The organism is Streptomyces sp. NPDC050997 (assembly GCF_040660135.1).
In the GTDB taxonomy this organism is placed as follows: Bacteria; Actinomycetota; Actinomycetes; order Streptomycetales; family Streptomycetaceae; genus Streptomyces.
The window spans coordinates 154,617-168,742 of the sequence record NZ_JBFAGK010000001.1 but is presented as its reverse complement, the minus strand read 5'-3'; the positions used below and the strand labels follow the sequence as shown (position 1 = coordinate 168,742).

The 14,126-nt window shown below is 71.7% G+C and carries 7 protein-coding genes; 3 read left to right on the top strand and 4 right to left on the bottom strand.

Annotation, left to right across the window (positions count from 1 at the left end; genetic code table 11):
* Positions 1–76 precede the first annotated feature (76 nt).
* From AB0H86_RS00815 to AB0H86_RS00800, 4 genes are all read right to left on the bottom strand, one after another.
* Positions 77–796: an FxLYD domain-containing protein gene (locus tag AB0H86_RS00815; protein WP_362431238.1), complete on the bottom strand. Its 720-nt coding sequence runs from the start codon at positions 794–796 to the stop codon at positions 77–79.
* A 189-nt stretch (positions 797–985) separates the two neighbouring features.
* Positions 986–1,777 carry a serine protease gene (locus tag AB0H86_RS00810; RefSeq protein ID WP_362431235.1) on the bottom strand — a complete coding sequence of 264 codons (792 nt, stop codon included), beginning with the start codon at positions 1,775–1,777 and terminating at the stop codon, positions 986–988.
* Between the two features lie 256 nt (positions 1,778–2,033).
* Positions 2,034–4,844, bottom strand: a complete 2,811-nt coding sequence (locus AB0H86_RS00805) for an AAA family ATPase (RefSeq protein WP_362431233.1) — start codon at positions 4,842–4,844, stop codon at positions 2,034–2,036.
* Between the two features lie 162 nt (positions 4,845–5,006).
* The gene (locus AB0H86_RS00800) at positions 5,007–5,858 is read right to left on the bottom strand and encodes a helix-turn-helix transcriptional regulator (protein ID WP_362432229.1); all 852 of its coding nucleotides are present in this window, start codon (positions 5,856–5,858) and stop codon (positions 5,007–5,009) included.
* 125 nt (positions 5,859–5,983) lie between these two features.
* Here AB0H86_RS00800 and AB0H86_RS00795 point away from each other — a divergent pair, with 125 nt between their 5' ends.
* The 3 genes from AB0H86_RS00795 to AB0H86_RS00785 form a co-directional block, all read left to right on the top strand.
* A complete protein-coding gene (locus tag AB0H86_RS00795) occupies positions 5,984–7,654 on the top strand; it encodes an AMP-binding protein (RefSeq protein WP_362431230.1) in 1,671 nt (556 codons plus the stop codon).
* Positions 7,655–7,707: 53 nt separating this feature from the next.
* Positions 7,708–9,309, top strand: a complete 1,602-nt coding sequence (locus AB0H86_RS00790) for an AMP-binding protein (protein ID WP_362432227.1) — start codon at positions 7,708–7,710, stop codon at positions 9,307–9,309.
* Between the two features lie 551 nt (positions 9,310–9,860).
* Positions 9,861–14,126 (top strand): Ig-like domain-containing protein (locus AB0H86_RS00785; RefSeq protein ID WP_362431228.1); only part of this gene is annotated, 4,266 nt, incomplete at its 3' end.

Here is a 14,126-nt window from a genome sequence, read left to right as displayed (position 1 = left end):
GCCACCCGCCCCCTCAGCGGCCGGCCCCCCTCAGCGGCCGACCCCCCTCAGCGGCCGGCCCCCCCCAGCGCCTCGCCTACGACAGGTACCGCGTCACCTCGGTCACCTTGCACTCGATCTTGCCCTTGATCGTGTCCAGCCCCTGTGCCGTCTCCTCCGACTTCTGGCCCGGGGCAAGGCTGTTGACCGCGGCCAGGGCCTCGCCGAGGCGCTTGCCGGAACTGTTCACGAACTCGACGTTGATGATGTAGTCGGCCTTCTTGGACGTCCGGTTGGTGATCAGCACCTCGGCCGACGCCCAGGTCGTCAGTGAGTCCACCTCGCAGCCGGTGATCTTCACATCGCCCTCGGCTCCGGACTCCTCGGCCGGTTCCTCCGCCGCCGACTCCTCCGCCGCCGACTCCTCGGCCGGCGACTCCTTCGCGTCCCCCTCCTCGGCGGTGCTCTGCTCCGAGGCCGTGGACCGGGCGGCCGAACCGCCGTCCTTCGAGGAGTCGTCACTGACCGCCATGACACCGATCACGCCGAGCACGACCAGGACGATGACCGCGCCGGCGATGGTCAGGCCCACGATCAGGCCCGTGTTGCTCTTGTGCGGCGGCTGCGGCGGCTGCGGCGGCCCTCCCCAGCCCGGCCCGGGCTGCTGCCAGCCGGGCGGCGGAGGCGGCTGCTGCCACCCCGGCCCGGGTTGCTGCCACTCCTGCCCCGGCTGTTGCCACTCCTGCGCCGGTTGCTGCCCCGGCTGCGGCGGCGCCGGTTGCTGCTCGTCCCCCGGCCCCGGATACCCGTACGACATGAGACCCCCCACGATCCGTGTGATGAACGTCCTCTGTGCTCAGAGAGGGACACGGTAAGCCCTCACTGGAACAGCGACACATGGATGCGGGACGGCGACACATGGATAGGGGGCGTTGCGGGCCGCTCGTGGAGGCCCGCAACGCCCCCTGGTACATCACCTGAGGGGTACTCAGGAAGTCCTTCCGGGCTACGAGTTGACCTGTGTGGTCACCAGGCTGGAGAAGGTGGTCAGCCGGGTGTAGACCCCCGGGTAACCGGCCTCGGCACAGCCCTCGCCCCAAGAAGTGATCCCTGCCAGGACGCCTCCGATAAGGAAGGGGCCGCCGCTGTCGCCCTGGCAGGTGTCGACGCCGCCGGAGGTGTATCCGGCGCAGACCATGTCGCTCGCCACGAAGTCGGAGCCGTAGGAGCTCGCGCAGCTGGTGTCGGAGACCGTCGGCACGGTCGCGGTGCGCAGCTGGTTGGAGGAGCTGCCGTTCTCGGAGGTGGTGCCCCAGCCCACGACGCGGGCGGTGGTGCCGGCCGCGTAGATGCTCGTCTGGGAGGAGGAGACGTAGGACGCCGTGGTGTACGGCATCGACGTCGACAGCGTCAGCACGGCCACGTCGTCGCCGTTGGTGGCGTCCGTGTAACTGGGGTGGACCCAGATCTTGCTGACTCTGCTGACCGTGCCGTCGGTGCCGTTGAGGTAGGTGCGGCCGCCCACCACCCGGACGGTGCTGGTGGTTTCGCCGACCATACAGTGCGCCGCGGTGACCACCTTGGTGGGCGAGACCAGGGTGCCGCCGCAGAACTGGTTCTGCGAGGCGTCCGTGATCTGCATCATGAACGGGTAGGCGGTCGTCGTGGTCGTCGTACCGCCCACGATGGGCTGGGGAGCGGCGACGGCGGCGGGGGAGCCGATCAGCGCGGTCGTGGCGGCGGCAGCGGTGGCCGCAAGGACAGCGGCGGTCTTCTTGGCGCGGTTGAGCCCGAACATGAGTCTCCTCATTGGGGGTTGCCGGTGGGGGGCGCGCGGGTGGGGGGTTGTGCACGGGGGTCTCGGGACCGACCCCCGTGTGACCGGGCGAGCGGCACGTCTCATACGCTAGAACCCGAAGTTCCCCTTCCCAATGAGGGAACCCCCTAAGGGAGTTGGGCAGGGAAAACCCTCGGTCGGCCCCATCCAAACCCCGCGTGGGGCGCGGAAACATCCCGGAAACCCACAGGGCTCACGTACTCACGTACTCACGTGTTCACGTCGTACGGCGGCCCGCCGCCAGTCTGACGATGTCGACCCGTGATCGGATCCCTAGCTTGCGGTAGACCCGGGTCAGGGTCGCCTCCACCGTCTTGACGCTGATGAACAGCCGCCCGGCTATCTCCCGGTTGGTGGCGCCCTCCATGACCAGCGCGGCGACCTGACGCTCCATCGCGGCCAGCCCGTCGAGCGCGTCGAGCGTGGGCGTGGGGACCACGGCCGGTTCGGCCGGCGGCGGCACCGCGGCGGCCTCCACCTGCCGCAGCCAGGGCAGCGCCCGGCAGCGCCGGAACAGCCGTGCCGCCTCGTCGTACGACGTCGGTCCCGGCCGTCGAGTGCGCAGCGCGGCCAGCGCGAACGCGGCCCGCGCCTCCTCCAGGCCGTAGCCCAGCTTGGCGAGCCGGTCCTGCGCCGAGGTCAACTGCCCGAGGGCGGCCTCGTGTTGGCCGCGGGCCGCCCGCACCAGTGCCTCCGCACGGTCCAGTACGGCGAGCACGCACTCGCGGCTCAGCCGCAGCGCGTGTTCGCGGGTCACCGTGATGAGCTCCTGCGCCTCGGCGAGCTCACCGGTGCGGACGAGGGCTTCGGCGAGGTCGCCGTGCCAGCGCCCGCGCGCCGGGTCGGTGATGCCGAGCCCGAGCTCCAGCTCCCGCACCCGGCGCAGCGACCGGACCGCCCCCGGGGCGTCCCCGGCCACCAGCTGGGCGTGACCTAGGGCGGCCAGGGCCCGCGAGACGTACATCTGATCGCCGTCCACCTCGGCGTGGTCTGCCGCCTCCTGGGCCAGCGCCAATGCTCGGTCGACATCCCCGCCGGCCGCCTCCGCGAACGAGGCGAGCAGCGCGGAGGCCACCTCGCCGATGCCGGAGTCACGGGCCAGCCGCAGGCTCTCCCGGGCCAGGTCGAGGGCCCGGCCGCAGTGCCCGGAGCGCAGTTCCGTCTCGGCGACCAGCCGCAGGAAGTGCACCTCGCTCTCGACCATGCCGCGCCGCCGCACCTCGCGCAGCAGCGCGGTCACGGTGGTGCGGGCCTCGGCCAGCTGGTCGCTCATCAGCAGCCAGCGGAACCGGGTCAGCCCCGGCCCGTTGTGATGGCACGCCACCTGCGGGTCCTGGGGTTCCCGGAGCGCCCGGTTGATGGTCGCGGGGGCGCCGGGGTGGCCCATCAGGGTCTCCGTCTGGGCCTGGAAGGCGAGTGCCAGCAGTTCGGTGCGCCGGTCACCGGCCCGCGCCGCCAGCTCCGCCGCGTGCGCGGCCTGCTCCCGGCCCTCCGCGAAGTCGCCCTGGACGACCAGGCCCCGCCAGGCCAGCTGGTAGTGGACCAGGGCGAGCAGGCGGGGGTCGTCGCCCGCGTCGGCCAGCGCCTGCGGGAAGACGGCGTCGACGTCCCCGAGGGCCTGCCCGGCGGACTCGATCACCACCATCCAGGCCCGCACCCGGTCCGCGGGCACGGTCGCCCGGGTCAGTACCTCCCGGGCGATGTCCCGGGCCAGGTCCACCTCACCGGCGGTGATCGCGTCCTCGGCGGCCTGCAACCGCCGCTCGTCCGGCCCCGGCACGATGTCGGTCGGGGTGTGCCGGGCCGCCAGCAGCCCGAGCGAGGCGGCCACCGAGGGTGCCCCGCGGTCCCGGGCCTGGGTGGCGCCCTCGGCGAGCGCGGCGGCCACCTCCGGGTCGGTTCCGGTGGTCGCCAGCGCCAGATGGCGGGCCCGCTCGATGGGATCGGAGGCCGCCGTGGACAGCGCGCCGTGCGCGGCCCGCCGTTCCAGCGCGGGCGCCTCCGCGTACAGCGCGGCCGAGATCAGCGGATGCGCGAACCGTACGGCGGGCCCCTCCGGCTCCGTCGCCAGCAGCCCGAGAGCCGCCGCCTGCGCGGTCTCCGCCTCGGCGTTGTCCCGGCCGGCCGCGTGCAGCAACGCCAGCGTGGGGCGCGCGCCGGCGCTGGCCACCAGCAGGGTGCGACGGGCCTCGTCCGAGAGCATCTCCAGCCGGCTGAGCACCAGGGCCCGCAGCGAGGTGGGCACGTGCAGCGGCTCGCCGGGCCGGGGCGGGGTCGGGTTCTCGGCCAGCGCCCGGCCCAGTTCCAGCGCGAACAGCGGGTTGCCGCCACTGGTGCGGTGGATGTCCCGGACGGTGGAGCGCGGCAGACCGGTGTAGCCGCGGTGAATCAGCAGGTCGGACACCTGGGGGCGGGAGAGCGGGTTGAGCCGGACCGCCAGGCTGTCCGGGGGCAACGCGCGTAGATGTCGGTCGTACTCCTGGCCCTCCGTCCGCACCGCGCACAGCAGTTGGACGGGAGTGTCGCCGAGGCGGCGGGCGGCGAAGCCGAGGAGTTCCGCGCTGGCCGGATCCAGCCACTGCAGGTCGTCCGCGACGACCAGGACGGGCCCCTCGGCGGCGAGGGCGCGCAGTGCGGACAGTACGGCCAGACGCAGGGCCAGCCCGTCGCGCTGGAGGGTGGACTCGCCCCGGCCGGTGAGAGCCGACTCCAGGGCGGTGCGCTGGGCGGCGGGCAGCCGCCCGGACACCTTGTCGACGACCAGGCCGAGGAGGTCGGCCAGGGCCAGGAAGGGGAGATGGGATTCGGACTCGGTGGCGGAGCAGCGCAGGACGGTGCCGGCCGTGCCGGTGTATTCGGCGGCCAAACTCCGCAGGACGGTCGACTTTCCTATTCCGGCCGGGCCGTGGAGCAGCACGCTGCCGCCGCGGACGAGCTGCTCACGCGCGGCTGTGAACAGCTCCTCCCTGCCGATCAGCAGGTCGGGGCGGCATCGGGCAGGCTCCTTGAAGTCCCGTCGCACGGTCACCGATCCCCTCCGTGTGTCGTGTCCTGGCCAATATTAGGCAACGGACATTGGAATTCGGCCGAACGCGGTGGTGAGGGAAATAACAACGTGATGGCATAGTCAAATTCAGAGCCGTCGCACATGAACAACTGGCCGACGGATCCGGGCCGCCTCCCCGGCCGGCTACGGCAACCACCCGGCCCGACGTGCGGCGACGACCGCCTCGCCGCGGGTCCGGGCTCCGAGCTTGCGCATGGCCGACCGGAGATACCCCTTGACCGTCTCGGACGTCACCCCCAGCCGTTCGGCGGCCATGGCGTTCGTCGCCCCGGCCGCGACGCACGCCAGCACATCCACCTCACGAGGCGCCGGCCCCCCTTCGGCCGGCCCCGCCCCTTCGGCCGGCTCGGTCCCCGCGGTCAGCAGCCCGCAGGCGTCCAGCAGCTCCGTGCGCAACGCGGGGTCCGTGATCCGCGGGGCCAGGGACCGCAGCGCCGCGTGCGCCTCCCGCACCTGCTCCCACGCGGCCCCCTCCCGAGGGGCCGGGGCCGGTTCGGATCGCGCGGCGATCACCAGGTCCCGCGCCTCGTCCGCGACGACCAGCGCCTGCTCCACGTCCCGCGCGGCGTCCACGGCCGCGCCGAGCATGCGGTCACCGAGCGGCCGGGCGTCGCGCAGGGCGCCGTAGAGCACACCGCGCACCCGGCGTCGTACCACGACGGGCACCGCCAGCACCGAGCGCAGGCCCTCGACGGCGACGGCGGTGTCGTACTCGTGGCTGATCTGCCGCGAGCAGGAGTAGTCCGTCACCGCGCACGGGCGGCCCAGCGCCACCGCCTTGCCGCCCAGGCCGTTGCCGGAGGTCACCGCGAGCGCGCTGAGGGCGGGCGTGGCCGTGCCGTTCAGCTCGCTGATGCGCATCTGCCGGCGGCCGGTCTCCACCAGGCCGCCGAAGGCCACCGGGAGGCCGGTCGACCGCCGCAGCCGCACCAGCGCACTGCGGATCTCCACCGATTGCGACACCGACTGCGACACCTCTGCTGTCACCTGCTCGCCCCTTCGCTGCGGCACACACCCCCGTTCGGGGGTAGTGAGACCTGCATCACGGATTACACGATGGCAGAGAGCCGCCCGGCAAGGTCCGGCACCCAGGAGGACAGATGACATCGGCCACGGAGCTGTTCCGCAGCGCGCGGGACTTCCTGCTGGAACACCGCGAGGACTACGCCACGGCGTACGAGGGCTTCGCCTGGCCCCGCCCCCGGTACTTCAACTGGGCGCTCGACTGGTTCGACGAGATCGCGGACAGGAACGACCGGACCGCGCTGCACATCGTCGAGGAGGACGGCTCCGAGATCCGCCTCTCCTTCGCGGAGGTGTCCGAGCGGTCCAACCGGGTCGCGAACCTGCTGCGCGAGCGCGGGGTCGGTGCCGAGGACCGGATCCTGGTCATGCTCGGCAACCAGGTCGAGCTGTGGGAGACGGCGCTCGCCGCCATGAAGCTGCGAGCCGTCGTCATCCCGGCGACCCCGCTGCTTGGCCCCGCCGACCTGCGCGACCGGGTCGAGCGCGGCCACGTGCGGCACGTCCTCGTGCGCGCGGAGGACGCCGACAAGTTCGACGACGTGCCCGGCGACTACACGCGCACCGCCGTCGGCGGCGTGCCGGAGGGCTGGCAGCCGTACGAGGACGCGTACGCCTCCTCCGCCGAGTTCCTGCCCGACGGGCCGACCCTCGCCGACGACCCGTTGATGCTCTACTTCACCTCCGGTACGACGGCCCGCCCCAAGCTCGTCGAGCACACCCACACCTCGTACCCGATCGGGCACCTGGCGACCATGTACTGGATCGGCCTGCGGCCCGGCGACGTACACATGAACATCTCCTCGCCGGGCTGGGCCAAGCACGCCTGGTCGAACCTGTTCGCGCCGTGGAACGCGGAGGCGACCGTGTTCATCCACAACTACACGCGCTTCGACCCGGCCCGGCTGATGGCGGAGATGGACCGCGCGGGCGTGACCACGTTCTGCGCCCCGCCGACCGTGTGGCGCATGCTCATCCAGGCCGACCTGACCCAGCTGCGCATCCCGCCGCGCGAGGTCGTCGCGGCGGGCGAGCCCCTCAACCCCGAGGTCATCGAGCAGGTCCGCCGGGCCTGGGACGTGACCGTCCGGGACGGCTTCGGGCAGACGGAGACGGCGGTCCAGGTCTCCAACAGCCCGGGCCAGCCCCTCAAGACCGGCTCCATGGGCCGGCCCAGCCCCGGCTACCGCGTCGAACTCCTCGACCCGGTGTCGGGAGCGTCCGGCGCGAGCGAGGGCGAGATCGCGCTCGACCTGTCCGCGCGGCCGGTCGGCCTGATGACCGGCTACCACGGCGACGCCGACCTCACGACAGAGGCGATGGCCGGCGGCTTCTACCGCACCGGGGACATCGGCGCGCGCGACGCCGAGGGCTACATCACCTACGTGGGCCGCGCCGACGACGTCTTCAAGGCCTCCGACTACAAGATCAGCCCCTTCGAGCTGGAGAGCGCGCTGCTGGAGCACGAGGCGGTGGCGGAGGCGGCCGTCGTACCCGCGCCGGACGAACTGCGGCTCGCCGTCCCGAAGGCCTATGTGGTGCTGGCGGAGGGCTGGGAGCCCGGCCCCGACACCGCGAAGGTGCTGTTCGAGCACTCCCGGGGTGCCCTCGCGCCCTACAAGCGCGTCCGCCGCCTGGAGTTCGCGCCCCTGCCCAAGACCGTCTCCGGCAAGATCCGCCGCATCGAACTGCGCGAGGCCACGGCCACGGGTTCGGACGCCGAGTACCGCGAGGAGGACTTCTGGTGAGCGGAAACCAGACGCACTCGCACGGGGCCGACGGATCCGACGGACTGTCGTACATCCACGAGGCCGACAGACTGTCGTACACCCACGGGACCGGTGACACCTCGCTGCTCGGTGACACCATCGGCGCGAACCTGGACCGGGCCGTCGCGGCCTGGCCGGAGCGCGAGGCGCTCGTCGACGTGCCGTCCGGGCGGCGCTGGACGTACGCCCAATTCGCCGCGGACATCGACCGGTTGGCGTCCGCGCTGCACGCGAGCGGCGTCGTCAAGGGCGACCGGGTGGGGATCTGGGCGGTCAACTGCCCCGAGTGGGTGCTCGTCCAGTACGCCACCGCCCGTATCGGCGCGATCATGGTGAACATCAACCCGGCCTACCGCACCCACGAGATCGAGTACGTCCTCCAGCAGGCCGGCATCTCCCTGCTCTTCGCCTCCCTCAGCCACAAGACCAGCGACTACCGGGCGATGGTCGACCAAGTGCGGGGCAGATGCCCGCAGTTGCGGGACGTGGCGTACTTCGGCGACCCCAGCTGGCAGACGCTGATCGCCCGCGCGGCCCCCGATGCCCGCTACGAGGACCTGTCCTGCGACGACCCGATCAACATCCAGTACACCTCGGGCACCACCGGCTTCCCCAAGGGCGCCACCCTCTCCCACCACAACATCCTCAACAACGGTTATTTCGTAGGGGAGTTGGTGGGCTACTCCGAGCAGGACCGGATCTGTATCCCGGTGCCCTTCTACCACTGTTTCGGGATGGTGATGGGCAATCTGGCCGCGACCTCGCACGGCGCCTGCATGGTCATCCCCGCCCCCTCCTTCGACCCCGCGGCCACCCTGCGCGCGGTCCAGCAGGAGAGCTGCACCTCCCTGTACGGCGTCCCCACCATGTTCATCGCGGAGTTGAACCTCCCCGACTTCGCCACGTACGACCTCTCCTCGCTGCGCACCGGCATCATGGCCGGCTCGCCCTGTCCGGTGGAGGTGATGAAACGAGTGGTCGCCGAGATGCACATGGCGGAGGTCTCCATCTGCTACGGCATGACGGAGACCTCCCCGGTGTCCCTGCAGACGCGGCGGGAGGACGACCTGGAGCACCGCACGGCCACCGTGGGCCGGGTTCTGCCGCACATCGAGGTCAAGGTCGTCGACCCGGCCACCGGCGTCACCCAACCACGCGGCACCGACGGCGAGTTGTGCACCCGCGGCTACAGCGTGATGCTCGGCTACTGGAACGAGCCCGAGAAGACCGCCGAGGCCGTCGACCCGGGCCGCTGGATGCACACCGGCGACCTGGCCGTGATGCGGGAGGACGGGTACGTCGAGATCGTCGGCCGGATCAAGGACATGATCATCCGGGGTGGCGAGAACATCTACCCGCGCGAGATCGAGGAGTTCCTCTACGCCCATCCGAGGGTCGCGGACGTCCAGGTCGTCGGCGTACCGCACGAGGGCTACGGCGAGGAGGTCCTCGCCTGTGTCATCCCGCGCGATCCGGCCGACCCTCTCACCCTGGAGGAGCTGCGGGCCTTCTGCGAGGGGAAGTTGGCGCACTACAAGATCCCGAGCCGGCTCCAGGTCCTCGACTCCTTTCCCATGACGGTGTCCGGGAAGGTGCGGAAGGTGGAGCTGCGGGAGAAGTACGTGGCGGACTGAGCATCGGCACGCGTGCGCGGCCTCCGGCAGCCTCTTCACGCGGAGGGCGGGAGCGGAGGGCCGGCATCCGGAGGACCGGCATCCGGAGGACCGGCATCCGGAGGACCGGCATCCGGAGGACCGGCATCCGGAGGACCGGCGTCCGGAGGTGCCCCGCGCCCCCGATTCCCGCCTCAAATCCTCGAGGGCGAAGGCGCCTCGGCTTGCCTGCCGCGCGGTTCTTCAGCCGGTCGAGGTAGTTCCCGAACCGGCGCGTCCTCTCCTTCTGTCTGACTGCGCGGCGCACAGCGATCGTTGCGCGCCGGTGTCGTAGGCGGTCTCCGCGCCGCTCGAGCGGCTTGTGCGCTCCGCCCTTCGGGGGATTTGGGCGTCACGGTTCTGGCGTGGCGGAATCGGCAGGGAGCGTACTGGTGGTACCCGCCGGGGCCGCCCAGCTCCTGCCGAGGAACGACGGTTGTGCTGCCCAGCATCCGTCCGCCCGGCAGCGCCCCCTGGAAGTGGCATACGAGAGGCGGCCCTGACCAACCCAACTCCCTTTGGAGGGCCGATCCATGCCTGCGACCATCACCTTAGTCACCGCCTCGCCGAATCCTTCGGTCTTCGGTCAGCCGGTGACGCTGACCGCGACAATCGTTCCGCTCGGCCCAGGGACTCCGACAGGGACGGTCACCTTCACCGTCAGCGGCGGGCCGACCGTGACGGCGCCCGTCGTGGGCGGCACTGCGACAACGACGGTCAACAACCTGTCCGCCGGAAGCCACATCATCACCGCCACCTACAGCGGTGACTCCAACTTCACGTCGTCGACGGGTTCTGCGGTCGAGGTGGTCGTCAAGGCGTCCACCACCACGACGGTGATCTCCGCTCCGGATCCGTCGACCTTCGGCCAGACGGTGACGATCACGGCGACGGTGACGCCGGTCGCGCCGGGAACGGGCACGCCGACGGGCACTGTCACCTTCGTCATCAGCGGAGGGCCGACCCTGACGGCGCCGCTGGCGGGGGGTACGGCGACGGTCACCACCAACACGTTGAGCGTCGGCCCGCACACGATCACCGCGATCTACATCGGCGATGCCAACAACCTGCCGTCGGCAGGGACGGACACGCACACGGTACAGGCCAAGGGGGCCACCACGACGACGGTGACCTCCTCGCCGGATCCGTCGGTGGTGGGGCAGTCGGTGACGTTCACCGCGACGGTGGCTCCGGTGCCGCCGGGCGCGGGCACGCCCACGGGAACGGTGACCTTCACCTTCGGCGACGGGTCGCCGTCGACGACGGTTCCCCTGGCGGGAGGCGTGGCCACGGCCAACCACACCTACACCAGCGTCACCGGCAGCCCGTACACGGTCACCGCGACCTACAGCGGCAACGCCAACCTCAACCCCTCCACGGGCACCGACACCCAGATCGTGTTGCCGGCGGCGACGACCACGACGCTGGTTTCCTCGCCGGATCCGTCGGTGGTGGGGCAGTCGGTGACGTTCACCGCGACGGTGGTTCCGGTGGCGCCGGGCGCGGGGACGCCGACGGGCACGGTCACGTTCACCTTCGGGGACGGGTCGCCGCCGGTGACGGTGCCGCTGGCCGGTAGCACCGCCACGACCACGCACGCCTACACCACCACCACGGGCAGCCCGTTCGCGGTGACGGCCACCTACAGCGGGTCCGGCAGCTTCACCACGTCGTCGGGCACCGACACCCAGACCGTGTTGCCGGCGGCGACGACCACGACGGTGGTTTCCTCGCCGGATCCGTCGGTGGTGGGGCAGTCGGTGACCTTCACCGCGACGGTGGCTCCGGTGGCGCCGGGCGCGGGCACGCCGACGGGCACGGTCACCTTCGACTTCGGCGACGGGTCGCCGACCCAGAGCGGCGCCCTGGTGAGCGGCACGGCAACGGTGACCCACACCTACACCTCCACGACCGGCAGCCCGTTCACCGTCACCGCCACCTACGCCGGGAGCGGCAACTTCGCAGGCTCCTCGGACACCGACACACACACCGTCAGCCAGTCGGCCACGACCACGACGGTCACGTCCGCGCCGGACCCGTCGACGGTCGGCCAGCAGGTGACCATCACCACGACGGTGGCACCGGTCGCACCGGGGGCCGGCACGCCCACGGGAAATGTCACCATCAACTTCGGCGACGGCAGCCCGGCCCAGACGGTGCCCCTGGTGGGCGGCGCGGTGACGGTCACCCACGCCTACACCACGGTGACCGGCAGCCCGTTCACCATCACCGCCTCCTACGGCGGGGACAGCAACTTCGGCTCCTCCACCGGCACCGACACCCGGACGGTGACCACGGCCACGACGACCACGACGGTGGTTTCCTCGCCGGATCCGTCGGTGGTGGGGCAGTCGGTGACCTTCACCGCGACGGTGGCTCCGGTGGCGCCGGGCGCGGGCACGCCGACGGGCACGGTCACCCTCGACTTCGGTGACGGCAGCGCGACGGTGACGGTGCCGGTCGCCGGCGGTACCGCGACGGCCACCCACACCTACACCACCACAACCGGCAGCCCGTTCACCATCACCGCGGCGTACAGCGGCGACGCCAACTTCCAGGCCTCCACGGGTACCGACACGCAGATCGTGTTGCCGGCGGCGACGACCACGACGGTGGTTTCCTCGCCGGATCCGTCGGTGGTGGGGCAGTCGGTGACCTTCACCGCGACGGTGGCTCCGGTGGCGCCGGGCGCGGGCACGCCGACGGGCACGGTCACCTTCGACTTCGGTGACGGCAGCGCGCTGGTCACGGTGCCGGTCGTCAGCGGTACCGCGACGACCACGCACGCCTACGCCTCCACGACCGGCAGCCCGTACACGGTGTCGGCGGTCTATGGCGGTGACGGCGACTTCACCGGTTCGTCGGGCACGGACACGCAGACGGTGGCCGCGGCGGCGACGACCACGACGGTGGTTTCCGCGCCGGATCCGTCGGTGGTGGGGCAGTTGGTGACGTTCACCGCGACGGTGGCTCCGGTGGCGCCGGGCGCGGGGACGCCGACGGGCACGGTCACCTTCGACTTCGGTGACGGGTCGCCGACCCAGGGCGGCACTCTGGTGGGCGGCACGGCAACGGTGACTCACACCTACGCCTCCACCGTCGGCAGCCCGTACGCGGTGTCGGCGGTCTATGGCGGCGACGGGAACTTCGCCGGTTCGTCGGGTACGGACACGCAGACGGTGGCCGCGGCGGCGACGACCACGACGGTGGTTTCCGCGCCGGATCCGTCGGTGGTGGGGCAGTCGGTGACCTTCACCGCGACGGTGGCTCCGGTGGCGCCGGGCGCGGGCACGCCGACGGGCACGGTCACCTTCGACTTCGGCGACGGCAGCCCCACCCAGACCGTGCCGGCCACAGGCGGAGCGGCGACGGTCACGCACACCTACACCAGTGTCTCCGGCAGCCCCTACCCCGTCACCGCCACCTACAGCGGCGACGCCGACTTCACCACCTCCGTCGGCACCGACACCCAGACCGTCGCAGCGGCCGGAACCACCACCACGGTCACCACCAGCCCCGACCCCTCGCCGGTCGGCCAACCGGTCGGCATCACCGTGACGGTCGCCGCCCAGGCACCCGGTGCGGGAACGCCGACCGGAAACGTGACCGTCGCCTTCGGGGACGGGTCACCCGCCCAAACCGTGACGCTGGTCGGCGGGACGGCGACGCTCACCCACACCTACACCAGCACCGTGGGCAGCCCTTACACCGTCACCGCCACGTATGCCGGAGACGGCGACTTCAACTTCAACGCCTCCATCGGTACCGACACCCAGACGGTCAACCAGGCCGCGACGACCACCACGGTCACCTCGACTCCCGACCCCTCCGTCTTCGGCGAGCAGGTGACGATCACCGCCACGGTGACGCCCACCCCGCCCGGAGCCGGAACGCCCGGCGGGACGGTGTTCTTCGTCATCAGCGGTGGACCGGTCCTCAGCGCTCCCGTCACCGGGGGCACGGCAACCGTCACCACCAGCGCCCTGACGGTCGGCCCCCACACCATCACCGCCATCTACACCGGCAACAGCAACTTCAACCCGTCGGTCGGCACCGACACCCACACCGTGAACCAGTCGGCCACGACGACCTCGGTGACGTCGGCGCCCGATCCGTCCCTGGTCGGTGAACAGGTGACGGCCACGGCGACGGTGACAGCGACCGCTCCGGGAGCGGGGACGCCGACGGGGACGGTCACCTTCGACTTCGGCGACGGCTCCCCGCCGGTCCCCGGAGTCGTCGTGGGCGGCACGGCCACGGCAACTCACACCTACACCACGGTGACCGGCAGCCCGTTCACCATCACCGCCACCTACGGCGGAGACATCAGTTTCGCAGGCTCCTCGGACACCGACCCTCACACGGTCGGCGCGGCGGACACCACCACCACGGTGACGTCCGCTCCCGATCCGTCGGTGGTGGGTGAGCCGGTGACGGTGACGGCGACGGTGACAGCGACGGCTCCGGGTGCGGGGACGCCGACGGGGACGGTCACCTTCGACTTCGGTGACGGGTCGCCGACCCAGAGCGGCACTCTGGTGGGCGGTGTGGCCACGGTCACGCACGCGTACGCCACCACGGTGGGCAGCCCGTTCACCATCACCGCGACCTATGGCGGGGACGTCAACTTCAACGCCTCCACCGGTACCGACACCCAGACCGTGGGCCAGGCCGCGACGACCGCCACGGTGACGTCGGCGCCGGATCCGTCGGTGGTGGGTGAGCCGGTGACGGTGACGGCGACGGTGACAGCGACGGCTCCGGGTGCGGGGACGCCGACGGGGACGGTCACCTTCGAC

Excerpts from the sequence above, each read along its gene's own strand:
- AB0H86_RS00810 (WP_362431235.1), bottom strand. The coding sequence starts at position 1,777 with ATGTTCGGGCTCAACCGCGCCAAGAAGACCGCCGCTGTCCTTGCGGCC.
- AB0H86_RS00815 (WP_362431238.1), bottom strand. The coding sequence starts at position 796 with ATGTCGTACGGGTATCCGGGGCCGGGGGACGAGCAGCAACCGGCGCCG.
- AB0H86_RS00795 (WP_362431230.1), top strand. The coding sequence starts at position 5,984 with ATGACATCGGCCACGGAGCTGTTCCGCAGCGCGCGGGACTTCCTGCTG.